Genomic DNA, 25,102 nt, shown 5'->3' with positions numbered 1-25,102 from the left:
GCAGTGATCAGCTCCGGGGACCCGAGAGAAAGGTCCCCAGGATGCGCCGTGCGGCCAGCGTGGGAGTCGCACGGCCCTCCCGTACGTCGTGCTCCAACGTAGGCCCGAGCTCGGCCACACCCGGATGCGCATGCAGGGCGGCGCGCAGTCCGTCCTCGATCATCGACCACATCCACTGGACCTGCTGCACCCTCCGGCGCTTCTCCAGCTCGCCCGAGGCCCGCTGGGTCTCCAGGCGCTTCTCGACCGACGACCACACGCGCTCGATGTTCGTGTTCTCCAGCGCGCTGCAGGTCGTCACCTCGGGCTCCGCTCCCGGGCGCATCAGGTGCAGCGCCGCACGATACTCGGACCGCGCCCGCTCCGCGCGGATCGCGTTGTCTCCGTCCGCCTTGTTGATCGCGATCATGTCCGCGATCTCGAGGATGCCGCGCTTGATGCCCTGCAGCTCGTCCCCGGCTCCCGCCAGCATGAGCACCAGGTAGAAGTCCACCATGTCGGCCACCACCGTCTCCGACTGGCCGACCCCCACCGTCTCCACCAGCACCACATCGAAGCCCGCGGCCTCGCACAGCAGCAGCGTCTCGCGCGTCTTCCGGGCCACGCCTCCCAGGGTTCCGCTGGAGGGACTGGGCCGGATGTACGCGAGGCTCTCGCGCGACAGCCGCGCCATCCGCGTCTTGTCGCCCAGGATGCTCCCGCCCGAGACCGTGCTCGAAGGGTCAATCGCGAGCACCGCCACCCTCTTGCCCAGCCCCACCAGGTGCATCCCGAGCGCGTCGATGAACGTGCTCTTCCCCACTCCCGGCACGCCGCTGATGCCCACGCGCAGCGCCCCACCCGTGTAGGGCAGCAGCCGCGTGAGCACCTCCTGCGCGAGGGCCTCGTGCTTGGGGTGCTCGCTCTCGATGAGCGTGATGGCGCGGGCGAGCATGGCCCGCTCGTTCGCGCGGACGCCCTCGACGTACGCCTCGACCGGCAGAGGCTTCAAGCATCCCCCAGCGCGGCGTCGAGCTTGTCCAGCAGCTCGATGGCCGCCTTCGCGATGACCGTGCCCGGGCCGAAGATCGCCGCGGCACCGGCCTCTCGCAGGGCCTCGTAGTCCTGGGTGGGAATCACGCCGCCCACCACCACCATGATGTCCTCGCGGCCCAGCTCCCGGAGCGCCTTCTTCAGCTGGGGAACCAGCGTCAGGTGACCCGCGGCGAGCGAGCTCGCACCCACCATGTGCACGTCGTTCTCGACGGCCTGGCGGGCGGACTCCTCGGGCGTCTGGAAGAGCGGACCGATGTCCACGTCGAAGCCGAGATCCGCGAACGCGGTCGCGATGACCTTCTGCCCGCGGTCGTGGCCGTCCTGGCCCATCTTCGCGATGAGGATGCGCGGACGCCGTCCGTGCTTCGCCAGGAAGTCATCCGCCTTCTCGCGCGCCTGGGTGATGCCCTGCGCGTCCTTGCCCGCTTCGCTGGAATACACCCCTGAGATGCTTCGCACGGTGGCCTCGTAGCGCCCGAAGACCTTCTCCAGCGCCTCGCTGATCTCCCCCACGGTGGCCTTGGCGCGCGCCGCGTCGATCGCCAGCGCGAGCAGGTTGCCCTCGTTGCGCTGGGCGGCCTGCGTGAGCGCCTCGAGCTTCTGCTTCACGTCGCTCGGGTTGCGCTCGGCGCGCAGATCGCGCAGCCGCGCGATCTGCGCCTCGCGCACCGCGGTGTTGTCCACCTTGAGGATCTCCAGGGACTCCTCGCGCTCGAGCGGGTACTTGTTCACGCCGATGATGGCCTGACGGCCCGAGTCGATGCGCGCCTGCGTCCGCGCGGCGGCCTCCTCGATGCGCAGCTTGGGCAGACCCTTCTCGATGGCCTTGGTCATGCCTCCGAGTGCCTCGACCTCCTGGATGTGCGCCCACGCCTTCTGGGCGAGCTCATGGGTGAGCCGCTCGACGTAGTAGCTGCCGCCCCACGGGTCGATCACCCGCGTGGTGCCGCTCTCCATCTGGAGATAGAGCTGCGTGTTGCGGGCGATGCGCGCGCTGAAGTCCGTGGGCAGCGCGATGGCCTCGTCGAGCGAGTTGGTGTGGAGGCTCTGCGTGTGGCCCTGGGTGGCCGCCATGGCCTCGATGCACGTGCGGACCACGTTGTTGAACACGTCCTGTGCGGTGAGGCTCCAGCCCGAGGTCTGGCTATGCGTACGCAGCGCCATGCTCTTGGTGCTCTTCGGGTTGAAGCCCTTGATGAGCCTGGCCCAGAGCATCCGGGCCGCGCGCATCTTCGCCACCTCCATGAAGAAGTTCATGCCGATGGCCCAGAAGAACGACAGGCGCGGCGCGAAGTCATCCACGCCCAGCCCGGCCGCGAGTCCCGTGCGCACGTACTCCACTCCGTCGGCGAGCGTGTACGCGAGCTCCAGGTCCTGCGTCGCCCCGGCCTCCTGCATGTGGTAGCCGCTGATGCTGATGCTGTTGAAGCGCGGCATCTTCTCCGCCGTGAAGCGGAAGATGTCCCCGATGATGCGCATCGAGGGCCCGGGCGGGTAGATGTACGTGTTGCGGACCATGAACTCCTTGAGGATGTCGTTCTGGATGGTTCCGCTGAGCTGCTCGGGACGCACGCCCTGCTCCTCGGCCGCGACCACGTAGAGCGCGAGGATGGGCAGCACCGCGCCGTTCATCGTCATCGACACGCTCATCTGATCGAGCGGGATGCGATCGAACAGGATGCGCATGTCCTTGATGGAGTCGATGGCCACGCCCGCCATGCCCACGTCACCCGTCACGCGCGGGTGGTCACTGTCGTAACCCCGGTGCGTGGCGAGATCGAAGGCGATGGAGAGGCCCTTCTGACCGGCCGCGAGGTTGCGGCGGTAGAAGGCGTTGGAGGCCTCGGCCGTGGAGAAGCCGGCGTACTGCCGGACGGTCCACGGCTGCTGCACGTACATCGTCGAGTACGGGCCCCGGACGAAGGGCGGCAGGCCCGGCATCGTCCCGAGGTGCTCGACGCCCTGGAGATCCTCGGCGGAGAACACGGGCTTGACGGGAATGCCCTCGGGGGTGAGCCAGGGGTCGGCGCGCTGGGTGCTCTCGTGAGCGCGCTGCCGCAGCGAGTCGCGCGTGGACGCGGGCGAGAGCGTCTCGGGGGCGTCGAAGTCGATCTCCGCGAAGTTCGGCACGTTGCTGCGCATCAGGACACTCCGAGCTGCTTGTGCAGCGAAGACAAGGTCTCGAACAGGTCGCCACCCGCGAAGATGAACAGGTCGACCCCCGCCGCCCGGAACGCCGCCTCGTGCTCACCGGGGCGGCCCGCGACGGCCACGATTCGTCCGCCCTGCTGCTTCAGGGCCGCGGTCAGCGCGGGCACCCACTCCGGGTACATCGCATCCGGACCGGAGAGCACCACCAACCGGGCCCCGGCAGCCGCGATGAGCGAAGCGGCCTGCGCCACATCGGTGAAGCCATGGTGCTGCACCGGCTCGATGCCTCCCGCGGCCAGCGCATTGGCGATCCACGTCGCACGGGCCGTGTGCTCCGCCACCGTGCCGAGATTGGCCATGAACGCCCGGGGACGATGCCCATGCGCCGCGAGGTAGCGGTCACTGGCATCGCGCAGCGACTCGAAGGCATCCGCCAGACGCACCGGACGCAGCGGCGTCATCCGCAGCTCGACGGGCCCAGCCGAAGCGGGGCTCGCGGCCTCGGACGCACGGGGCGTCCTGCTCACGGACTGCTCGTCGAGGTTCGGGAACTCGCTCACGCCCACGATGGGCAGGCGGCGCGTACGGATGGCCTTGTTGCGGGCCGCGACCGTCTCCGCGAGCACCCGGGCAATGTCACCCTGCACGAGCGCGGCCGTCATGCCGCCGAGCGCCTCGATGCGCCGCAGCTCGGTCCAGGCGGCGCGGGCCATGTCGCGGGTGAGCTGCTCGATGTAGTAGCTGCCGCCCGCGGGATCCGCGACGCGGTTCAGGCTCGACTCATCGCGCAGGATGAGCTGCGTGTTGCGGGCGACGCGGCGGGAGAACTCGTCGGGCAGCCCGATCGCCTCGTCGAAGGGCGACGTGGTGATGCTGTCCGCTCCACCGACGACGGCCGCGAAGGACTCGGAGGTGGACCGCAGCATGTTCACCCAGGGGTCCCGCCGAGACTTGGTGGCGGCCGCCGTGCGCGCGTGGAGCACCATGGCCTGTGCCTCCGGAGAGCCACCCGAGGCCGCGACGGCCTTGGCCCACAGCAGCCGCGCCGCACGCAGCTTGGCGATCTCCGGGAAGAACTGGCTGCCCACCGAGAACGAGAACTGGAGGGAGCGGGCCGCGTCCTCGGGCGAGACGCCGGCACGCTCGAGCCCCCGCAGGTACTCCACGCCGGTGGCAATGGCCCAGGCCAGCTCGTGCACGGACGTGGCGCCCGCGTCGGCGTAGGCCCGCGTCGAGACGAGCAGCGCGCGCAGCCCCGGAGAGCCCTTGCGCGTGGACGTGACGAGCGAAGCCGCTTCGGTGAAGACCGCCTGGAGCCCGTTCCGCAGCGCGCCCGTGCGAGCCAGGACACCAAGCGGGTCCACCCCGAGGCAACCCTGGAGGCTCTCGCGCGGGGTCCGGGTGCGCTCGGCCACGTCGAGCAGGAGCGCCGCCGCGGACAGTGGGTTCTCCTCGGGCTCGAGGTGGACGGGTGTCCTGGAGAGCGCGACGGAGGCGAGCAGGCGCTCCAGGTCCGCGGCATTCCGCACGCGGATGCCCTGGGTCTCGCCGAGGCAAAGCCACACGCCCAGGACGCCCCGGTCGAGATCAACGCGGATGGCCTCGGCGGCGGTGGCCACGTCGGGCTCGCTGTACTCCTGGCAGACGAGCCAGCCGCCCTCGGTCAGGCCGAGAGCCTGCGTCCCACGAACGAAGGGAGCGACGCCCGGCGGCTCGGGCGGAGCGGCCGGGCCCGCGTCCTCCCGCGTGTACAGCGGCTGGAGCGAGAGGCCCCCTTCGAGCGCGGACTGGAGCGACGTGAAGGGCTTTCCCTTCAGGTCCTTGTCCACGAGGCGACGCCACTCCTCGACCGAGGTGGGCGGAAAATCCTGGGCGATGTGCAGAGGGGTTTGCGACATGCAGCGTCCTCGAATCGGTGGCGGGGGCCTGGCTCACGAGCGGGGCCGGTTGCCTCTTAGGTCCAATCCGCCCATGGGGCAACGGGGCCTCGTGAGCCGTCCTATCCTTCTTATGCGCACCATTTTTCTACGTTCTTCGACGAGCCGGGCACGCTCGACGCGCTGGGTCAACATTTGTCGGCACTCCCGCTGGCCCGCCCGGCTGCCCCTCCGCCGCTTGCATCCACCCGGGCCGGGCCATAATAGTGAATGACCCATTCACTGATGGCGGAGGTGGGCGATGGCGCAATACCTCAAGGACGAGGTCCACGAGGCCATCCTGGCGGCCGCGCTGGAGGTGTTCGCCCGCAAGGGCTTCCGGAGCGCCAGCATGGCGGAGATCGCCTCGGCCGCCCGGGTGTCCACCGGCAACATCTACCGTTACTTCGAGAACAAGAACGCCCTCTACGAGGCCGCCGTCCCCGACTCGTTCGTCACCACCTTCCAGCGGCTCCTGCGGCAGCGCGTGGAGGCGGCCCGGGGCGTGAAGGACCTCCGGAAGCTGGAGCCCGGCGCCCCCTATCGCCTCATCTCCGAGGAGGCGCTCGCCTTCAGCCTGGGCAACCGGCTGCGCGTCGTCGTGCTGCTCTCCAGCTCCGAGGGCACCCCGCATGAGCACTTCGCGGACAAGCTCGTCCAGTTCCTGCTCGAGTCCGCCACCTCCCACTTCCACGCCCGGCCCTCCCCACCCACGCGCTTCGCGCTCGAGGAGCTGTACCGGAACTACGTCACATCGCTGGGGCGCATCCTCCGTCACTTCGAGGAGGAGCACGCCATCCGCGAGGCGGTGGAGGCGCTCTCCCGATACCACCTGACCGGACTCGCGGCGCTCTTCGAGTCCTGAGCAGGCGAGGAGCCGGGCCCACCCGCGCGTCCTCGCGTCCATCAAAAATGAATCATCCGTTCACTCATGAAGGAGAGGCACTCGTGACGAACTCGCTGAGCAGGGGGGTGGACACCCGATCGCTGATGTACCGCATCTTGGAGAGCCCGGAGCAGGTCTCGGCCCTCCAGCAACTGCCAGTCCCCGCCCTGACGCGCCTCATCCACCACGTCGGGCTGGAGGACGCGGGAGAGCTGGTGGCTCTCGCCACGACGCAGCAACTGGCCCGCATCTTCGACGAGGACCTGTGGCACAGCACCCGCCCCGGCCAGGAGGAGCGCTTCGACACGGAGCGCTTCGGCCTCTGGCTGGAGGTGATGCTCGAGATGGGGGCGGATCGCGCGGCGGCCCGGCTCGCGGAGATGGACGAGGACTTCGTCACCTTCGCGCTGTCCGGGCAGCTCCTGGTGCTGGACCTGGATGCGCTGACGCTCGAACGCATGCGCTCGAACGAAGCCCAGGAGGACGAGTCCCTCGTGGACAAGGCGCTGGAGAGCAGCCTCAGCCATGAGCTGGACCGGTTCCTGCTCATCGCCCGCCGGCCCGAGTCGTGGGACGCGGTGCTCTCGGTGCTCGTGGCGCTCGACGAGGCACACCATGAGCTCCTCGTGCGTCTGCTCGAGCGCTGCTGCCATCAGGCCTCCGAGTTCATCGAGGACAACGGTGGGCTGTACGCGGTCCTCACCACGGCCGAGCAGCTCGAAGCGGACGTGTCCCAGGCGCGGGAGGAGCGGCGCGAGCGCGAGGGCTTCGTCGCCCCCACGGATGCGGCGGCCTTCCTGGGACTCGCCAGGTCCGGGCGCGTGGGAGACGACCCCATCACCCGCGGCTACGCCCGGGCTCAGCGCGAGGCCACACGGACTCCGCCCGCCCAGGTGGATGGCGTACGGCCCGCCCAGGCCGCGGCATCCACCATGCCCCTGCTCCACCTCCTCCAGGAGGCGGAGGTGCTGACCCCGCGGCCCCCGGTGGCCCTGCTCGGCGAGGGCGGCGGCACCCACCCGTACGCCTCGGCCAGGGTCCTCCGGGAGGCGCTGGCCTGGCTCCAGGGTGAATCGCCCGAGGCCCTCGCGCGGTGCATGCAGGACCTGGGCTACCTGTCGAACGTGCTGCTCTCCGGCTGCGTCCATGCGGGCCGCCCCTTGCGCGCACTGGAGGCGGCGCAGGTGGCCATCGCCACGTGCAACCTCGGGCTGGAAGCGCACCCGGAAGCCGGAGCGGATGCTTCTCGCATCGGCGGCGTCCTGCTCCGGGAGGGGCTCGTTCCCGCGTTCGGCCAGGGGTGGTGGTTGCTCCACGAGGACGTGGTGATGCGGAGCGCCTGCGCCTTCGACGCCGCGCTCGCCCGCCAGGTGCCCGCGGGGCGCGGAGAGGCCGCGAGGGCCCGTGCCGAGCTCGCTCGGGACATCGCGGCCGGCAAGCCCTGGGCCTCTCGCAAACGATGGGTGCACCTCGCTCCCTTCCTCTCGAAGGCGGCGTTCGCCGCGATGCGGGAGCTCGTGGACGAGTGCCCCGCGTTCAACGGGGCCTTCCTCGCCACGCGGGAGCAGGTGGAGGAGGCGCGGCGGCGGGTGGGAGAGCTGCTCGCGCCGCCCTCCCGGTGAAGCACCGCGCCTACGGCATGGGCCGCGACGTGATGGACGGCGCCTCGGGCATCGAGGGCCAGCCGTTGCTCCAGAGGATGGGGTCCATGAGCATCACGCGCGCGGTGCTTCGGCGGACCCCCGGGCGCGGGCTCGATACTTTCGAGGGGTTGCGAACCACTGGTAAGGTCGCCGCCCCCGTGACCCGGGCAGGAGAAACGGATGGAGATGCTCTGTACCCTTCGCAGCCTGACGGACACCCAGCGCCAGAAGCTGCTCGAGCACCCCGACAAGCTCGAGGAGTTCATCGACGACGAGGAGGACTTCGAGGACGCGGAGGGCTCGCGCTTCCTGGACCTCGACATCGGTGAGACCTGGCACGGCCTGCAGTACCTGATGACGGGCACGGCCTGGGAGGGCAAGGCGCCACTGGACTTCCTGGTGCGCGGAGGCCAGGACGTGGGAGACATCCCCTCGGACGAGGGCACCGCTCGCGTCTTCACGCCGGACCAGGTGAAGACCCTCTCCAAGGCGCTCGGCGCGCTCTCCGAGGACACGCTGCGCAAGCGCTATGATCCCGCGCGCCTGCAGGAAGAGGACATCTATCCGGGCTTCTGGGAGGAGCCGCCGCCCGACCTCGACCCCGAAGAGGAGCTCTTCTCCTTCTTCGAGGAGCTGAAGAAGTTCACGGCCGCCGTGGCCAGGCGCGGCCACGGGCTGCTGGTGTTCATCGGCTGAGCGGGCTCACCCGGCGAAGACGTCGCGGCCCAGCTTGAGGACGAGCGCCGTCACCACCAGCAGCACCACCTTGCGCACCAGCTTGTCGCCGCCCCGCACGGCCAGGTGCGCGCCAATCCACCCGCCGGTGAACTGCGCCGCGGCCATGGGCAGGGCCACGTACCAGAGCACCAGGCCGCGGTAGGCGAAGAGGCTCACCGCCGCGAGGTTGGAGGCGAAGTTCACCACCTTCGCGTCCGCCGAGGCCTTCGTCAGCCCGTGCCCCAGCAGCCCCGAGAAGGCGATGATGAGGAACGTGCCCGTCCCCGGCCCGAAGAAGCCGTCATAGGTGCCGATGAGCAGCGCGATGATCGCTCCCAGCGACAGCAGGCGGTTGCGGGGAGGCTCGGGCCGCTCGCCCGGCGGCGGCCCCCGGCGGAAGGCCAGGAAGGCCGCGACGATCACCAACAGCGCGAGCACCACCGGCTTGAGGACCTCGGGGCGCATCAGCAACACCAGCCCCGCGCCGAGGAACGAGCCCACCAGCCCCAGCGGAAAGGTGACCGTCGCGAGCTGCCGGTTCAGCAGCCCCGCCCGATAGAAGCGCACCAGCGCCGCGAACGCGCCGAACACCGACTGTCCCTTGTTGGTCCCCAGCACCACGTGCGGCGGCAGGCCGGTCGTCAGCAGAGCGGGCAGCGTCACGAGCCCTCCTCCCCCGGCGATGGCATCCACCACACCCGCCGTGAGGGCCGCGATACACAACAGGACGATTTCGAGCGCGCTGACTTCCACGAGCGGCCACCTACCACGTCCAAAGCTTGCGTGCGCGACGACTCTGGGCGTCAATTCGGGGCCAAGCCCCCCCGCCGAGGTCCTTCCGTGCTCGCCTCCCTCGTCTCCGTGATGACCCTCGTGCTGCTGTCCGCCCCGCCCGCGCCCGTGGACCCCAAGGGGCCCACCTGCCGCTCCATCGACGGGCACGTGGCGTGTGGCTACCAGTGCAAGTCGGACGGGCGGCGCGTGCAGTGCGCGCAGACGCCCCAGGGCACCTGCCAGGTCCTGGATGGTCAGGCCATCTGCTTCGACCCTCCGCCCCACATCGTCCGCATCTACGGCAGCGCCCTGCCCGAGCCCGATTGCAAGGTCATCGACGGACAGGTGGCCTGCGGCTACAACTGCGCCACGCAACCCGGCAAGGTGAAGTGCGCGCGCACTCCCGCGGGTATTTGTGTCGGACGCAATGACGAGATCGTCTGTTTCGATCCGCCCCCCGAGGTGTACGCCGTTCATGGCAAGGACACGCCTCGCGCCGAGTGCCGCAGCAACGGCGTGGAGAGCGCGTGCGGCTACAAGTGCACCCTGGGCGCCGGGAAGGTGGCGTGCAACAGGACGCCCGCGGGCGCCTGCAAGAGCGATGGTCTCCAGCTCACCTGCTTCGACCCGCCCGCCGAGGTGCTCTGCGCCTATGGCAAGAACCTGCCGGCCCTGCAGTGCCAGTTGAGCGACGGCCAACCGGTGTGCGGCTACGGCTGCACCAAGGCCTATTCCAAGGTGTCCTGCGCGGCCACCCCCAAGGGCCTGTGCAAGGTGTTCGATACAGAGGTGTATTGCTTCGACCCACCGAGCGCTCAGGACGCGGACCCGGCCTGCCTGAGCCTCATCGGGCTGGCCTCGTTGGAGGCTCCGTAGCGGAGGCGTTGGGTCCGGGTTAGGGTGCCCCCAGGCACACAAGGAGCGACATCCGAGATGGCGGAGGGAGAAGTCCGGCAATACTTCGTGCGGAACGAACAGGGGACCATCTGGGGTCCGCTCGCCCTGCCAACCATCGAGTTGCTGATCGATAACGGCATCATCCAGGGCAAGCTCCAGGTGTCCGAGGACGGCATCAACTTCGCCTTCCCCGGGCGCTTCCCGCACCTGCGCGACTCGTTCCCCCGCGAGACGTGGGGCGACGTCGTTCCCCCCGGTCCAAGTGTGCCCGCGGCCCCGCCCGGTGCGCCCGCCGCGCCGCCTCGTGCCGTCACGAGGCCGCCCGTCGCCGGTGCCGGTGTGCCTGTCGCGGGCCCCGCGGTCACCCGTCCTCCCGTCGCCGGTGCCGGTGTGCCCATCGCGGGCCCCGGCATCACCCGGCCTCCCGTCTCCGTGCCCCCCGCGGGCCCCGGTGCCGTCGCCCGGCCGCCCGCTCCCGGTGTGCCTGGCGCCGGCCCCGCCATGACCCGGCCTCCCGTCCCCGGTGCCGGTGTGCCCGTGGCAACCCCCGCCGCCCGCCCGCCTGCCCCCGTGGCGCCCGGTGCACCCGCACAGCCCGCGGCCCAGGCTCCGGGCGTGCCTCCCGCGGCGGCCGCCGCTCCCGCACCGGCCGTCGCGCGGCCCTCGGTCTCCGTCCCCTCGGTCTCCACCCCGGAGGAGCCACCTCCCGCCAGTGGGACGATCGAGACGCACTCGCCCGTGCGCCTCTACGGCCTCATCGCCGCCGGCAACCACACGGGCCTGCTCACGCTCACCCTCGCCGACTGCGCCGTCAGCATCCACTTCCGCAAGGGCAACCCCGAGTTCATCGACTCCTCCCACCCCGAGGACACGCTGGGCACCTGGCTCCTCCAGGCGAAGCTCGCCACCGCCGAGCAGCTCCAGCAGGCCGAGGCCGCCCGCGGCCGCTTCGGCGGAGAGCTGCTCGCGGCCCTCTTCGGCCTGGGGCTCCTCCAGCCCGCCTCCGCCTTCACCCAGCTCGCCCACCGCGCCCAGGCCATCCTCCTCAAGGGCCTGCGCGCCGAGTCCGGCTCCTTCACCTTCGAGCCCAGGGAGCTGCCCGCCGCCAAGGCCATGCCCCTGGGCAACAAGTGGGCCGTGCTGAGCGATCTCGTGCGCCGCATGCCCAGCGCGGACCTCCGCCGCCGGCTCCAGCCCGTGCTCCCCCTGCCGGTGATGAAGGCCAACGGCCGCGTGGCCACCGGTGACCTGCGCCTCACCCCTCACGAGGTGCGCGTGCTCGCCCTCATCGACGGGGTGCGCTCCACCGGCCAGCTCCTCAACGACATTCCCCAGGACGCCGAGCACCTGCTGCGCCTCGTGTTCCTCCTCAAGGAGCTCGATGGGGTGTCCTTCGCGGCCGTGGCCCCGCGCGTGGCGGCTCCCCCTCCCACGCAGGCGAACGCCCCGGCCGCCCCGCAGCCCGCCGCCAAGACCGCGCCTCCCGTGGCTCCGGCCGCCAAGACGGCGCCTCCCGTGGCTCCGGCCGCCAAGACGGCGCCTCCCGTGGCTCCGGCCGCCAAGACGGTGCCTCCCGTGGCTCCCGCCGCCAAGCCGGCCGCGCCTCCCGCCGCCGCACCCCAGGCCGCCCGCGCGGCCACGGCGCCAGGGGTCGCCCAGGCCGGCGCCACCCCCCAGGCCACCGCGCCCCGTCCGGCGGCACCTCAGGCCCCGGTGGCCAAGCCCGCCCCGCCTCCTCCCGCCGCGAAACCGGCCGCGCCCGCCGCCGCCGCTCCGCCCGCGGCGAAACCGGCCGCCCCGGCTCCTGCCTCCGCTCCCGCCGCGGCCCCTGGCTCCGCACCGGGCGCGGCCGAGATTCCCACGCTCCGCGAGCTCGCCGCGAAGATGAAGGAGCAGAACCACTTCGAGCGCCTGGGCCTGGGCGTGGACACCAACGGCCCGGCGGTGAAGATCGCCTACTTCAAGCTGGCCAAGCAGTACCACCCGGACACGCTGCCTCCCGGTGCGCCTCCCGAGCTGGAGAAGCTCAAGGCCGACATCTTCGCCTACATCGGCGACGCCTACCGCGCGCTCTCGGACGACAAGAGCCGCGCCGCGTACCTCGAGGATCTCAAGACCGGCGGCAGCACGCCGGCCCAGGTGGACGTGGAGGCCATCCTCAAGAGCGAGGAGTTCTTCCGCAAGGCCGGCATCTACATCAAGGCCCGCAAGTTCGCCGACGCCGCCAAACTGCTCGACGAGGCCATCCAGCTCAACCCCGAGGAGCCCGAGTTCTTCGCCTGGCGCGGCTACGCCCGCTTCTTCACCTTCGAGGACAAGAAGGCGGGCTACGCCGAGGCCTACAAGGACATCCAGCAGTGTCTGAAGCAAAACGACAAGGTGGCCTCGGGGCACTATTTCCTGGGAGTCATCGCCAAGCTATGTGGTGACAACCACGGCGCGCTCAAGCACTTCCAGAAGACGGTGGAGGTGCAGCCCAATCACATCGACGCGCAGCGGGAGATCCGCATGGCGTCCCAAAAGAAGTAGGGTGCGCCACCCCGGGAGCGCCGCCGAGCGCTCCCCTACACGAGGAGAAGCATCTTGCCGTTGACCGGAAAACAGCGCCGCCACCTCCGCGGGCTGGGACACCACCTGGAGCCGGTGGTCATCGTGGGCCAGTCGGGCGTCACCGAGGGCGTCATCGCCGCCGTCGAGCAGGCGCTGCACGACCACGAGCTCATCAAGGTGAAGATCAACGAGGGCCCGGAGGACCGCCACGAGGCCGCCAAGAAGCTCGCCGAGGGCACGGGCTCCGAGCTGGCCCAGCTCCTGGGCCGCACCGCCCTGCTCTTCAAGAAGCGGGACGAGGACTCGCAGTTCGAGAAGCTCGAGAAGATCTGAGCGGTCCGCTCAGCGAGTGAAGCCCGCGGCCCGGGCGGCCTCATCCGCCCCCGTGCCCAGGCGTTCCAGCAGGGCGGGGCCGAAGTACTGGCGGCGCGACTCGCCCTCGCGCGCCTCCACCCGCTCCGGCGTCTCCACGTAGCCCACGTAACCGTCCGCCAGCCCCAGCACGCCCGTGGCCCCCGTGCGCCGCACCAGCGCCGCACCCGCGCCCACCGTGGGCTCGCCCGGCAGCATCAGCAGCTCCAGCGGCCCGAGCGTCAGCGCCCCCACCTCCGCCGTCCGCGAGGACGAGGCGCACAGGAAGTTGTCCCCCGCCGCGCGCGAGTATGACGGCACCAGCCGCGAGGCGTCCGGCCTCGGCAGCGCCACCTCCACCCGCGCGAAGGCCAGCCTCGGGCTCCCGGCCGCCACCGGCGCCGTGCGCTCGGCCAGTCCCGCCACGGCCCGCGCGTACCCCAGCGCCTTCTCCACGCCCTCGCCCTCGTCGAAGGCCACCGACGCGTTGCCCGCGGCCCCCTGCAGCACCAGCGCCACCCCACCCCGCTCCTCGCGCAGCTGGCTCAGCCGCCCCGGCCAGTCCGGGTCCACGAAGTCCCGCTTCCTCGGCACCACCGTGGGGTGCGCGGCGAACACCAGCAGCTCCGCCACCGGCCCCGCCGCGCTTCTCAGCACCGCGTGGGTGAGCGCTCCATCCGGGGCATCGCCTCCCGAGCGCGAGCGCACCAGGCCCGGCTCCTTCGCCTCGCCCACCTCCAACGTGACGTCCGCGAGCCGCGCCACCGACTGACGCAGCGCCTCGGTGGCCCCGGCCACCGCCGCCTCCAGTGCCGCCTTCCGGAAGCGCCCGGTGCCCACCAATTGGGACACCAGCCGCGAGTCATAGCCTCCGAAGGACGAGTGCGCGTGCGTGGCCACCACCACCACGTGCGGGAGCCCCAGGCCCGCGGCCCGCTCGCGCACCGCCGCCACCAGCTCGTCGGGCACCAGCAGCAGCTCCAGCGACACCAGCCCCACCTTCACGTCCCCGGCGGCCAGCACCACGGCCCGCGCCTGGGGTGGGGTGTCCGCCTGGCTGGCCTCGGGGCGGGGAGGCCCATAACCGGCCACCACCACGGGATAGGGCGGAGCCAGCGGCACCTTCGCCGCCCCGGCCTTCAGGGGACCCTCGGCCCTCGCCTGCTCGAGTACCAGGGGTGCGCGCTCGTTCCACCGCCCGCACCAGTTCCAGGACGCGAGGGCGTACGCCGAGCCCACGGTGAGAATCAACAGGGGAAGCAGGTGGCGCAGCCAGCGCCGGAAGCGCGAGGACATCCAGGGAGGGAAGCCTACCTCCAGATGGTGAATTCCAGGTGAATCTCCGCCTGCCTGCCCTTTCCCCACCCCCCTCCCGGAATCCCCCGGACGAGGCCGCCGTTCTCCAGTTCCGTTCGGCACCCGAAGGGGGTAAGGCTCGCGGCATGTGTGGGATCTTCGGAATCGTTGGTAACCCAGAGGCGTCCAACCTGACGTACCTCGGCCTGCATGCCCTGCAGCATCGTGGGCAGGAGTCCGCGGGCATCGTCGCCACGGACGGCCATGGCCTCCGGGCCCATCGCGAGATGGGGCTCGTGGCGGACATCTTCACCGCGCCGGTGCTGGAGAAGCTGCCGGGCAGCGCGGCCATCGGCCACGTGCGCTACTCCACGGCGGGCGTCAGCCAGCTCAAGAACGCCCAGCCCCTCACGGTGGAGTACGTGGGCGGGCAGCTGGCGGTGGCCCACAACGGCAACCTCGTCAACGCGCAGGAGCTGCGCCACCAGCTCGAGGCCGACGGCGCCATCTTCCAGTCGGACTCGGACACCGAGGTGGTCATCCACCTCATCGCCCGCTCCAAGCAGCCCACCTTCGAGCAGAAGGTCGTCGAGGCCCTCTCCAAGGTGAAGGGCGCCTACAGCATCCTCTTCCTCACCGACAAGAAGCTGGTGGCGGTGAGGGACCCGAACGGCTTCCGGCCGCTGGTGCTCGGCATGCTGAAGAACAGCTGGGTGCTGGCCAGCGAGACGACGGCGTTGGATCTCATCGAGGCGGAGTTCCTGCGGGAGCTCGAGGCCGGAGAGATGGTGGTCATCGACGAGACGGGCCTGCACGCCAGCCAGCCCTTCCCGCCCACGCGGCTGGGCCGGTGCATCTTCGAGCACGTGTACTTCGCCAAGCCGGACTCGGTGCTGTTCGGCACGAGCGTGTACGAGACGCGCAAGGAGATGGGGCGGCAGCTGGCCAGGGAGCAGCCGGCGCCCGGAGCGGACCTGGTCATCGCGGTGCCGGACTCGGGCGTGCCGGCGGCGATCGGCTACGCGCAGGCGAGCGGCATTCCGTACGACGTGGGCCTCATCCGCAGCCACTACGTGGGCCGCACCTTCATCGAGCCGCAGCAGTCCATCCGCCACTTCGGCGTGAAGCTGAAGCTGTCGGCGGTGCGCCAGGTGCTCAAGGGCAAGCGCGTGGTGGTGGTGGACGACTCCATCGTGCGCGGCACCACGAGCCGCAAAATCGTGAAGATGCTCAAGGCGGCCGGAGCGTTGGAGGTGCACCTGCGCATCTCGTCTCCGCCCACGCAGTGGCCCTGCTACTACGGCATCGACACGCCGAGCCGGCAGGAGCTGATCGCCTCCAGCCACAGCGTGGAGGAGATCGCCCGCTACGTGACGGCGGACACGCTGGGCTACATCTCCATGGAGGGCCTGGGCAGCGCGGTGGGAGACAAGGAGCGCACCACCTTCTGCACGGCCTGCTTCTCCGGCAAGTACCTGACGGGCAACCTCAATCCGAGTGCCCCCTCAGCCGAGTCCAGCCCGAAGCTCGCCAGCGCCTGAGCCGCACCCGCCCCTGAACGGGGCGGGTGGCAAACCGAGGACGCTCAGCGCCCGAGCTGGATGTTCTCCAGGACTCCGAGCGCGTCGGGGATGAGCACGGCCGCGGAGTAGTACGTACTGACGAGATAGGACGAGACCGCCTTCTCGTTGACGCCCATGTGCCGCACGGACAGGCCCGGCTCGACCTCGTCCGGGATGCCCGTCTGGCGCAGCCCGACGACGCCCTGATCATCCTTCCCCGTGCGGAGCACGAGAATGGAGGTCGTGCCGTACTCGGAGATGGGAATCTTGTCGCAGGGCAGCAGCGGCACGTTGCGCCAGCCGATGAACTTCCGGCCCTCCACCTCGACGGTGGGCGGGTAGAGCCCACGCCGGGTGCACTCCTGCCCGAACGCGGCGATGGCCCTCGGGTGCGCCAGGAAGAACCGTGACTTCTTGCGCCGGCTGAGCAGCTCGTCCAGGTCATCGGGCGTGGGCGGCCCGCTGCGCGCGTGGATGCGCTGCTTCAGGTCCGCGTTGTGCAACAGCCCGAAGTCCCGGTTGTTGATCATCTCGTTCTCCTGCGCCTCGCGCAGGGCCTCGATGGTCAACCGGACCTGCTCCCCCACCTGGTTCATCGGACCGTTGTAGATGTCCGCGACGCGGTTATGCACCCGGAGCAGGGTCTGCGCCAGGCTCAGCTCGTACTCGCGGGGCTTGAGGTCGTAGTCGACGAACGTCCCCGGCAGCTCCGGCTCGCCGCGGTGTCCCGCTGCGAGCTGGATGGCGGCCTGTCCCGCCTTGTCCTGCGGCTTGCTCAACCGCTCCTTGAGCCGATCCACATGCGCCGACAGCACCGGGGACTGTTTGATCAGCTCCTCGAACACCCGCTGCGGCAGCATCATCACCGTGCACGGGGTGAGCGCCTTGACCGTGAACTTCCACTGGTCGTTCGCCTCCACCACCGACATGTCCCCCCAGTGATCGCCATCGGCGAGCACCTCGAGCAGGACCTCGTCGCCATACTGGCCCCGGCCCACCTTCTGGGCCCGGCCATGGGCGAGCAGCACCACGTGCTCGGCGGGCTGACCCGCCTCGACGATGCGCTCGCCCGGCTTGAACTCCCGCTGCACGAACCGCGACGCCAGGGCGGACAGCACCTCGGCATCCTCGACCTCGCGCAGCAGGGGCAGCTCGCGCAGCTCCTGGGGGATGACCTCCACCCGGGCGCCGATGTTCGCGAAGCTGAGGCGCCCATCACCCACGGAGTAGGTCAGCCGCCGGTTGACGCGGTACACGCCACCCGGCACCTCGACCCAGGGCAGCATGCGCAGCAGCCACCGGGGCGTGATTCCCAACATCTGCGGCCGCGACTTGGTCGTCGTCGCCAACTGACGGGCCGCGTCCGTCCCCAGGCTCATCTGCCGCTGTTCCGCTTCACCACCACCACTGCCCGTGTTCATCGTATTCGCCATGAGCTGTGCCTCAGCTGTGTCTCTGGACTGCCTCGGAGCGCCCGCGCGCTAGACGCGGCCGATCTCCACGCTCTCGAGGATGCCGAGCGCGTCGGGGATGAGCACCGCCGTGGAGAAGTAGGTGCTGACGAGGTAGGACATGACCGCCTTGTCGTTGATGCCCATGAACCGCACGTTCAGGCTGGGCTCGACCTCGTCGGGGATGCCGGCCTGGTGCAGGCCCACGACGCCCTGGTTCTCCGCGCCCGTGCGCATCAGCATGATGGAGCTGGTGCGCGACTCGCTGATGGGAATCTTGTTGCAGGGGAAGATGGGGATGCCGCGCCAGGCGGTGACCGCGCGGCCGTTCACGTCGATGCTGCCCGGGTACACGCCCCGGCGGTTGCACTCCTGGCCGAACGCGGCGATGGCCCGCGGATGCGCCAGGAAGAAGGACGGATCCTTCCACACGGTGGCCAGCAGCTCGTCCATGTCATCCGGCGTCGGCGGACCGCTGCGGGTGTGGATGCGCTGCTTGAGGTCCGCGTTGTGCAGCAGGCCGAACTCCCGGTTGTTGACGAGCTCGTGCTCCTTGCGCTCCTTCAGCGCCTCGACGGTCAGACGCAGCTGCTCCTCGACCTGGTTCATCGGATCGTTGAACAGGTCGGCCACGCGCGTGTGGACCTGCAGCACCGTCTGCGCGACGCTCAGCTCGTACTCGCGGGGCGACGTCTCGTAGTCCACGTAGGTGCCCGGCAGCACGGGCTCGCCGTGGTGGCCGGCGGCCAGCTCGATGTCCGCCTGGCCCGACGAATCCTGCTTCTTCTTGGCGAGCGCCTTGAAGTCCTCGATGTGCTTCTGCAGCGTCGGGGACTGGGCGAGCACCGCCTCGAACGCGGACTGCTGGAGGGACAGCACGGTGACCGGGGTGACGGCCTTGGCCGTGAACTTCCACGGGTCGTTCGACTCCAGCAGCACCTCGTAGCTGTAGTGGTCGCCATCGGCCAGCACCGCGAGCACCGTCTGCTCGCCGTACTTGCTGGTGCCGATCTTGTTCACCTTGCCGTGGGCGATGAGGACGATGGAGTCGGCCTCCGTGCCGGCCTGGGTGATGACCTCACCGGCCTTGTACTCCTTCTGCTCGAAGCGGCTGGCCAGGGCCTGCAGCACCTCGGGGTCCTCGAAGCCGCGCAGCAGCGGCAGCTCCTGGAGCTCCTGGGGGATGGCCTGCACCCGCGCACCGGTGCTGGTGAAGGACACGCGGCCATCGCCCACGTTGTAGCTCAGGCGCCGGTTGAGCCGGAACACGCCGCCGTTGACCTGCACCCAGGGCAGCAGCTTGAGGAGCCACCGGGTGGAGATGCCCTGCATCTGCGGGGCGGACTTGGTCGTCGTCGCCAGCTGGCGCGCCGCTTCCGTCCCAAGGCTCATCTGCTGCTTCCGGGCTTCCTCAATCAGCTTCTCGATATTCGCCATGACCTACCTCTTTCCTTCCGTCTGAAGACCACGATCCTTTTCACGGCCGGTCTGCCCGGCCCGATTTCCACCCAGCAGGGACGCGATGCGCGCCGCCGAAGTCCCCAGCCCCGTGGGGCCCCGGAGGTGGTGCAGGTACCGCCCGGGCGTCCGGCTGCGGCGCAGCTCGAACTCCTTGTAGCGGTCCACCGTCTGGTGCCAGATGAGCACGCCGGCCATCCACTGCTGGAGCTGCTCGACGTAGGCGTGCAGCCGCTCCTGCGCCTTCCCGTCCAGCCCGAAGTGGGTGATGAGGGTGGGCAGCTCGGTCTTGATGAGGTGCTCGAACTGGCGCATCCGCGCGGTCATCAGGTCGTTGACGACCTCGACGCTCCGCGCCTTGTCCAGGTCGAGGAAGCGCTGCACCACCAGCACGCCGTTGTGGAGCTCCCCCTCGAACTCGATCTCCTTCTGGTAGGAGAAGACGTCGTTGGTGAGGCAGGCGTAGTCGGCGGCCGAGTTCTCCAACGCGCGCATCGTCCGGGTGCGGAAGAGCTCGGCCGGAAGCCCGTGCCCCTGGGCCAGCCGGCACAGGCTCATCGTGAGATCCGAGCCGAACGTCTTGCGGCGCATCTCCACGTAGTCCACCGGATCCGGCACCCGGTTCTGCATCTGATTGGCCAGCTCCCACAACCAGCTCTCCGTCATGTCCTGGATGGCCTTGCGGAAGTGATTGCGCGCCTCGGCGGACATGGGGCCGGCGGTGCGAGCCCACAAATCCGCCAGGCCCTTCTCCACCGGGTTGGTGGGGACGGTGGTGGGGGTGGCGGGGTCGTCCGGCATGAACGCGGACAGCCGGGCGTTGAAGACCTTCGCGCCCGCCATGTCGCCTCTGTAGCCGTAGAGCGCCGGGAAGTAATCGTCCGCGTAGGTGCCCCACACGAGCCAGCAGGCCGTGATATCCAACTGAGGGCCCGTCGCCGCCGGGTGGATCAACGCCCCACACAGGGCCACGTCAGCGACATCGAAGATGTGGTCATTCCAGATGCACGCGCCCGGAAGGCCTGGCAGGGATTCCAGCATTCCCATCCGGCGCGCCCACTCCTTGGAGCTGCGCCGCGCGGCGTCCAGGTGCGAGTTCTGCCGTGTCGAGTACGGCATGTAGAACCGCGGCAGCTTGACCGGGCCCACGGCCGTGAAAGGAACGTGGGTGTAGCTCTTGATCCGTCCCAGTCCCAGGCCACCCGGCGTCAGGTGGAGCCTCGCGAACGAGGTCCCCAGGCCCGTGGGGCCCAGAGGCAGGCCACCCAGCGCGTGCCCCGCGTTGTTGGCGCCCTTGTTCATGTAGCGGCTCGAGCGCATGTGCCACTCGTGGCCGCCGGACTGCCAGTCCTGGAGTCCCCGGATGTACGAGAGGACGTGCGTCCGCTCGATGGGGTTGAGGCCGAACTCCTCGAAGAGCGGGGGCAGCTCCGTCAGGGCGGTGTTCTCGAACTGCTGCAACCGCGACGTGAGGATGTCGTTGGTCAGCTCCGCGGCGCGCGGCGGGTCCACGTTCAGGAAGCGCTCGAGGACCAGGACGCAGTTGGAGAGCTCGCCCTCCTCCAGGATTTCCCGCTCGTAGGAGAACAGGTCGTTGCGCAGGTGCACCGCATCGGAGAACGTGTCCTTGAGGACGCGCATCGGACGGGAGTCGGCGATACGGGCCGGCACCTCGGCGAAGACGGCGTGCTCCACGAGATCCGCCGACCAGGGCGCCCCGCCCACCTTGCGGCGCATCTCGATGTACTCGATGGGATTGGCGACCCGCTTCTCGCTGATATTGGCCAGCTCCCACATCGACTCGTCGAGCAGGTTCTTGGTGCTCTCGAAGAACCGGCGCCGCCACTCCACGGACTTCGTGGGCACCGTGCGCGCCCACAAGTCCGCCAGGCCCCGCTCCACCGGATTCGTGGGCTGCGGCGGCGCGACGGAGAGGTCCACCGGCATGAACGCTGGCAACCTGTCGAGATAGGCCTTCGCGCCCGTCAAATCCTTGGAGCGTTTGTAGACCTCGAGGAAGTGGTCATCGAAATAGAAAACCCAGACATACCAGTCCGTGACCAGGTCGAGCTCGGGGCCAGGACACTCGGGATGGGTGTACGCGCACAGCAGCGCGTAATCCATGGCATCGAACTTCGCCTCATCCCAGACATCGGGCGTCCCGTCCTTGGGCTCCAGGATGCCCATCTCACGCGCCCACGCCTTCGAGTGCACCCGGGCACCCTCGAGATGGGGATTCAGGCGCGCCGGCCAGGGGACATAGAAATCTGGCAATTGAAAGGGTTGTTTGGCTTGCGCCGAAGTCATGGTTGCACCTTGTCGAAAGCCCAGCGTTTGTAGTGCCAGACAGACAACACTCCAGTTTTTTCCTGTCAGGAGATGCGGATTTCCCATACCGGGTCCGTCCGCACCAGATTCTCATGGCGCGAGACGGATCCGGCTCATCTCGTCATTTGTAATGCAAGGAATTGAGACCGGGATCTCAATGAAAACTACGGTGAGGCGGTCATGCCCTCACCCATGTGCGGCAAGGCCTGGAGGGAGCGCAGCAGCCCACCGAGCACCTCGTCGAGCGTGGTCCAGCCGCGCACCATGTGAAGGGGGTCCTCGACCATTCCCAGGAGCATCGGCACCTCGGCCGCGGGCGTGTGCTCCTCCAGGCGGATGGGCCGGCCGAGCAGCCGCGCCAGCGTGTCCGCGACCTCGAGCGGGCTGTACTCCACCGGCCCCGCCAGCTCCACCACGCGCCGGCCCAGCGTGGGCTCGCGCAGCAACCGCGCCGCCACCTCGCCCACGTCGCGCGTCGCCACCATGTGCATCCGCCGGTCCGCGGGGCCGAGGAAGCAGGGCATCACGCCCGAGTCCACCACCGCCCGCAGCCCCTGCCCCCAGTTCTCCATGAAGTATGCCGAGCGGAGGATCGTCATCGGCGTGCCCCGCGAGCCCAGCTCCCGCTCCGCGAGGTTCAGCGTCTTCACGAGGCCCGTCCCGCCCTCGTGCTGCGCGCCCATCGCCGAGAGCAGCACGAAGTGCGGCAGCCCGCTCTCCTCCACCGCCCGCGCCATCGCGTCCACCACCGGCCCGCGGGCCTCCATCACCCCGGTGCTCGCGGGCCTGGGCGGCGGCACCATCAGGTAGGCCCCCTGAGCGCCCACCATCGCCACGGCCAGCGCGGAGACGTCGCGCAGGTCCGCCCGCACGACCTCGGCGCCCCACCGCCGCCACGGCTCCGCCCTGGCCTCATCCCGGAGGACGACCCGGACCCGCTGCCCCTGCTTCAGCAGCGTCCGCGCCACCACGGCCCCTGTATGCCCCGATGCTCCCGTCACCACGAACATGACCGCCTCCATGAGCAAGGCCCATGCCGGGCCCGGCGCGGAGCGTCTCCCGAGGGAGCGCATCACGCGTGGGCCGGTGAACGGGCCCGCGGCACGTCCATGACGCGTCAGTGGACACGTCAATGACGTGTCAACCGCGGGCGGCTCAGAGCGTCTCGGCCCCGAGCGCACGCACCACGATGCGCTCCTGCCGGAAACGGCGCTCCAGCTCCTCGCGGTAGCCGCTCCACCACTCCCGGTCGAGCCGCTCCACCATCACCTCGAAGAGCAGCCACGCCCCCGAAGCCGGGGACTGGAGGAAGGCGGTGACACCCCCGAAGTGCTCGGTGAGCTCGGTGCGGACCTTCTCGAAGTCCGCCCGGGGGAACGCGCGCCGCTCGTTGTCACGCAGGGGCAACAGGAACTGGACGAGGTGCATGTCCTAGGAGCGCGAGGGCGTGTTCGGATCGAAGCCGATGGGAGGCGTCACCTCGTGGTCCTGGAACTTCGCGCTGTCCATGCGGGCCTCGGACAGGGCATCCGTGCCCATGTCCAGCCGGTCGGTCGCCTGCAGCACCTCGCCCAGACTGGCCTTCCGCAGCTGGTCCCTGTCCAGGGAGAGGAGGATGTCATCCCCCTCGATGGTCTCCACGGAGCGGAAGGGGACCCGGTAGTCCTTGGCGTAGAAGATGCCCTTCTCCACCACGAAGGCGTCATCCGCCAGGCCGATCACCTTGCCCAACCGGTGTCCGTCCCTGCTCTTCACATCCATGCCGACCCGAACATCCATCCGCTGCGCCATCGCTCGCTCCTGCCGCGGTGAGAAAATGGAGGCGGCCGGGTCCTCCCCGGTCACCCCTCCGGGCGGAAGATGCGAATCATGACGGCTTCGGACAGCGGGGCCTCGCCCCCTCGCCTACCGGGCGCCCGCGCGAGGCGCCCGGCCAGGCTGCTCCGGAGGGGTCAAGGAGCGGAGCGGCGGCGGCGCGCCAGCAGCGGAGCGAGCGTGCCCAGCAGCAGCCAGGCCGCATCCGGCGTGAGGCCCGAGGTGCAGCCGCACCCGGAGCTCCCCCCCGCCGCGGCGACCTTCACGGTGAAGGAGCAGCTGGCCCGGTTGCCCGAGGCGTCGGTGGCGACGACCTCCACGCGGTTGTTGCCCACGGGGAAGGTGGCACCGGACGCCGTGCTGTAGGTGAGGGTGACGTCCGAGACGTTGTCCGTCGCCTGCGCGGCCGGGTAGTTGACCACCGCGCCCGCGTTGCGGGTGGCGGTCGTCTCCACATCCGCCGGGCAGAGCAGCGAGGGCGCCACGGAGTCCTTCACCGTCACCTTGAAGGAGCAGGTGTTGGTGTTGCCCGCCGCGTCGGTGGCCGTGGCGGTCACCTCGGTCTCCTTCACGGCGAAGGCCGTCCCGGACTCCTGGCTGTAGCTCACCGTGGGGGCCGCCGCGCCCTCATCCGCCGCCGTCGCGGGGGTGTAGTTCACCGTGGCGCCCGAGCGGCCCGTGGCCTCCACCGTCACGTTCGCCGGGCAGGTGATGGCCGGCGGCGTGCAATCGAGGGGAATCGAGGGGACCACCGCGTACGGCTCGCGCCCGGACGTGGCGTCCTCGGCGGAGAGGTAGAGGGTGCCGCCCGTGAACGTCAGGGACTGAGGATCGCTGGCCGTCAGGTTGCCCACCTCCCGGGTCCCCGCATCCGTCCCATCGCTCACCCACAGCCTGGCGCTGGGGCCGTCCCCCACCACGAAGAAGAGCACCGGGCCCGCCGCCGTCAGCTGCCGCGGATTCGAGCTCTCGCCGCCCGCGAGGATGTCCTTCACGCGCACCGTGCCCGCCGCCGTCCCATCGCTCTTCCACAGCTCCACGCCACTCGCGCCGTCATTCGCGGTGAAGTAGAGCGTCCCACCCACGGCGGTGAGGTTCTCCGGGAAGGACTCCGGGGCTCCGCTCCAGATGTCCTTCACGCGCACCGAGCCCGCGTCCGTCCCGTCGCTCACCCACAGCTCGGTGCCCGCCGCCGCGTCCTGCAGGCGGAAGAAGAGCTTGCCGCCCACGGCCACCAGGCTCTCGGGGGAGCCGGCCGTGCTCACGGCGTTGATGTCCTTCACGCGCACCGTGCCCGCCTCCGTGCCGTCGCTCTTCCACAGGTCGTTGACCAGCGTGCCGTTATTGGCCGTGAAGAAGACGGTCGTGCCCACCACCGTCACCTCACCGATGCTGGCACCGCCGGCTCCCGGCGCCAGCTCCTTGACGAGCTGCGTGCCGGCCTCCGTCCCGTCGCTCTTCCACAGTTCGGTGCCACGGGTGCCGTCATCGGCGGCGAAGTAGAGGGTATTGCCCACGACCCGCAGCGTTCCCGGGGAGATGGAGCCCCGGATACCGGGGTTGATGTCCTTGACGAGCCGGGTACCGGCGAACGTTCCATCCGAGACCCACAACTCGCGGCCCTCCGTATGGTTGGTGGCGGTGAGATAGGCCTTCCCGCCCATCGTGATGATCTGCGTCGTGCCACCCGACTCCAGCCCCTCGCCAATCTCCCGGACCATCACCGTGCCGGCCGCCGTCCCGTCGCTCTTCCACAGCTCCACGCCGTGCTCGCCGTCATCCGCGGTGAACAGGAGCGTCCCGTTCAGATCCGTCAGCAGGTCGGGAATCGAGTCTCCCAGCGGGTTGATGTTCTTCACGCGCGCCGTACCGGCCGCCGTCCCGTCACTCTTCCACAGCTCGATGTCGCTGGACTCGCCCGCCGGGGCGCCATTGGCGGAGAAGTAGAGCGTGGAGCCGATCCGCTGGAAGAAGGCCGGCGACGAGCCGGTGTCCCCCTCGGACACGTCCTTGATGAGCGTCGCGGGACGGCACCCCGGGGCCGGAGTGGCCTGCGCATGGGCCGGCAGGTAACTCCCCCCCGCCAGCGCGAACGCCAGCAGCCACGACCAATCCATGGAACGATGAGGCATCTGCATTCTTCCTTCCGAAGCGGGGTGCGCCCAGCGCCGGGACACACGCCCAAAAAAAACAGGGGACGCGGGCTCGAGCGCCTCGCGTCCCCTGCATGAAACCCTGTTACGCCTCGGATTGCATCACCGGGAGGGCCACC

19 protein-coding genes are annotated in these 25,102 nt (G+C 70.0%); 7 read left to right on the top strand and 12 right to left on the bottom strand.

The window, feature by feature from the left end; translation table 11 throughout:
* Window positions 1–7: 7 nt before the first annotated feature.
* The 3 genes from meaB to AC16DP_RS04460 are packed head-to-tail and all read right to left on the bottom strand — an operon-like array spanning window position 8 to window position 5,084.
* Entirely contained in the window at window positions 8–991 is a 984-nt protein-coding gene (meaB, locus tag AC16DP_RS04470) for a methylmalonyl Co-A mutase-associated GTPase MeaB (RefSeq protein WP_329730261.1), read from the bottom strand.
* On the bottom strand, window positions 988–3,177 hold the full coding sequence (gene scpA, locus AC16DP_RS04465; protein WP_329730262.1) for a methylmalonyl-CoA mutase: 2,190 nt from the start codon (window positions 3,175–3,177) through the stop codon (window positions 988–990). Before scpA ends, meaB begins: the two co-directional genes overlap by 4 nt.
* Window positions 3,177–5,084, bottom strand: coding sequence for a methylmalonyl-CoA mutase family protein (locus AC16DP_RS04460; RefSeq protein ID WP_329730263.1), 1,908 nt, complete (start codon window positions 5,082–5,084; stop codon window positions 3,177–3,179). The genes scpA and AC16DP_RS04460 overlap by 1 nt, the downstream gene beginning before the upstream one ends.
* 280 nt (window positions 5,085–5,364) lie before the next feature.
* Here AC16DP_RS04460 and AC16DP_RS04455 point away from each other — a divergent pair, with 280 nt between their 5' ends.
* From AC16DP_RS04455 to AC16DP_RS04445, 3 genes are all read left to right on the top strand, one after another.
* Window positions 5,365–5,967, top strand: coding sequence for a TetR/AcrR family transcriptional regulator (locus tag AC16DP_RS04455; protein ID WP_329730264.1), 603 nt, complete (start codon window positions 5,365–5,367; stop codon window positions 5,965–5,967).
* Window positions 5,968–6,050: 83 nt separating this feature from the next.
* Window positions 6,051–7,610, top strand: coding sequence for a DUF6178 family protein (locus AC16DP_RS04450; protein WP_329730265.1), 1,560 nt, complete (start codon window positions 6,051–6,053; stop codon window positions 7,608–7,610).
* A 201-nt stretch (window positions 7,611–7,811) separates the two neighbouring features.
* Window positions 7,812–8,327: a YfbM family protein gene (locus tag AC16DP_RS04445; protein WP_329730266.1), complete on the top strand. Its 516-nt coding sequence runs from the start codon at window positions 7,812–7,814 to the stop codon at window positions 8,325–8,327.
* A gap of 6 nt (window positions 8,328–8,333) precedes the next feature.
* On the opposite strand, the gene AC16DP_RS04440 is transcribed toward AC16DP_RS04445, so the two are convergent.
* Window positions 8,334–9,101 carry a TSUP family transporter gene (locus tag AC16DP_RS04440; protein ID WP_329730267.1) on the bottom strand — a complete coding sequence of 256 codons (768 nt, stop codon included), beginning with the start codon at window positions 9,099–9,101 and terminating at the stop codon, window positions 8,334–8,336.
* A gap of 87 nt (window positions 9,102–9,188) precedes the next feature.
* Between AC16DP_RS04440 and AC16DP_RS04435 the strand changes: the two genes are divergently transcribed.
* From AC16DP_RS04435 to yhbY, 3 genes are read left to right on the top strand one after another with little or no spacing between them, the layout of a single operon-like run.
* Window positions 9,189–9,998, top strand: coding sequence for a hypothetical protein (locus AC16DP_RS04435; RefSeq protein ID WP_329730268.1), 810 nt, complete (start codon window positions 9,189–9,191; stop codon window positions 9,996–9,998).
* 57 nt (window positions 9,999–10,055) lie between these two features.
* Complete coding sequence (locus AC16DP_RS04430; RefSeq protein ID WP_329730269.1) at window positions 10,056–12,548, top strand: J domain-containing protein; 2,493 nt, start codon at window positions 10,056–10,058, stop codon at window positions 12,546–12,548.
* Window positions 12,549–12,602: 54 nt separating this feature from the next.
* Window positions 12,603–12,902: a ribosome assembly RNA-binding protein YhbY gene (yhbY, locus tag AC16DP_RS04425; RefSeq protein WP_329730270.1), complete on the top strand. Its 300-nt coding sequence runs from the start codon at window positions 12,603–12,605 to the stop codon at window positions 12,900–12,902.
* Between the two features lie 9 nt (window positions 12,903–12,911).
* On the opposite strand, the gene AC16DP_RS04420 is transcribed toward yhbY, so the two are convergent.
* Window positions 12,912–14,216 carry a hypothetical protein gene (locus AC16DP_RS04420; protein WP_329730271.1) on the bottom strand — a complete coding sequence of 435 codons (1,305 nt, stop codon included), beginning with the start codon at window positions 14,214–14,216 and terminating at the stop codon, window positions 12,912–12,914.
* Between the two features lie 146 nt (window positions 14,217–14,362).
* Here AC16DP_RS04420 and purF point away from each other — a divergent pair, with 146 nt between their 5' ends.
* Window positions 14,363–15,757: an amidophosphoribosyltransferase gene (gene purF / locus AC16DP_RS04415; RefSeq protein ID WP_483956635.1), complete on the top strand. Its 1,395-nt coding sequence runs from the start codon at window positions 14,363–14,365 to the stop codon at window positions 15,755–15,757.
* Window positions 15,758–15,801: 44 nt separating this feature from the next.
* Here the strand turns inward: purF and AC16DP_RS04410 are convergent, their stop codons facing one another.
* From AC16DP_RS04410 to AC16DP_RS04380, 7 genes are all read right to left on the bottom strand, one after another.
* On the bottom strand, window positions 15,802–17,211 hold the full coding sequence (locus AC16DP_RS04410) for a family 2B encapsulin nanocompartment shell protein (protein ID WP_329732485.1): 1,410 nt from the start codon (window positions 17,209–17,211) through the stop codon (window positions 15,802–15,804).
* A 48-nt stretch (window positions 17,212–17,259) separates the two neighbouring features.
* Window positions 17,260–18,666, bottom strand: coding sequence for a family 2B encapsulin nanocompartment shell protein (locus AC16DP_RS04405; protein WP_329732484.1), 1,407 nt, complete (start codon window positions 18,664–18,666; stop codon window positions 17,260–17,262).
* Window positions 18,667–18,669: 3 nt separating this feature from the next.
* Window positions 18,670–20,994, bottom strand: a complete 2,325-nt coding sequence (locus AC16DP_RS04400) for a family 2 encapsulin nanocompartment cargo protein terpene cyclase (RefSeq protein ID WP_329732483.1) — start codon at window positions 20,992–20,994, stop codon at window positions 18,670–18,672.
* Window positions 20,995–21,179: 185 nt separating this feature from the next.
* Window positions 21,180–22,025 (bottom strand): NmrA family NAD(P)-binding protein, encoded by an 846-nt coding sequence (locus AC16DP_RS04395; protein ID WP_329732482.1) that lies wholly within the window; start codon window positions 22,023–22,025, stop codon window positions 21,180–21,182.
* A gap of 145 nt (window positions 22,026–22,170) precedes the next feature.
* Entirely contained in the window at window positions 22,171–22,443 is a 273-nt protein-coding gene (locus AC16DP_RS04390; RefSeq protein ID WP_329732481.1) for a hypothetical protein, read from the bottom strand.
* A gap of 3 nt (window positions 22,444–22,446) precedes the next feature.
* On the bottom strand, window positions 22,447–22,806 hold the full coding sequence (locus tag AC16DP_RS04385; protein ID WP_329732480.1) for a hypothetical protein: 360 nt from the start codon (window positions 22,804–22,806) through the stop codon (window positions 22,447–22,449).
* A 161-nt stretch (window positions 22,807–22,967) separates the two neighbouring features.
* The gene (locus tag AC16DP_RS04380) at window positions 22,968–24,962 is read right to left on the bottom strand and encodes an ELWxxDGT repeat protein (protein ID WP_329732479.1); all 1,995 of its coding nucleotides are present in this window, start codon (window positions 24,960–24,962) and stop codon (window positions 22,968–22,970) included.
* Between the last annotated feature and the right edge of the window lie 140 nt (window positions 24,963–25,102).

This window comes from Archangium sp. (genome assembly GCF_057119385.1).
The sequence above is the reverse complement of the archived record's forward strand: the minus strand, read 5'-3'. Positions and strand labels throughout refer to the sequence as shown.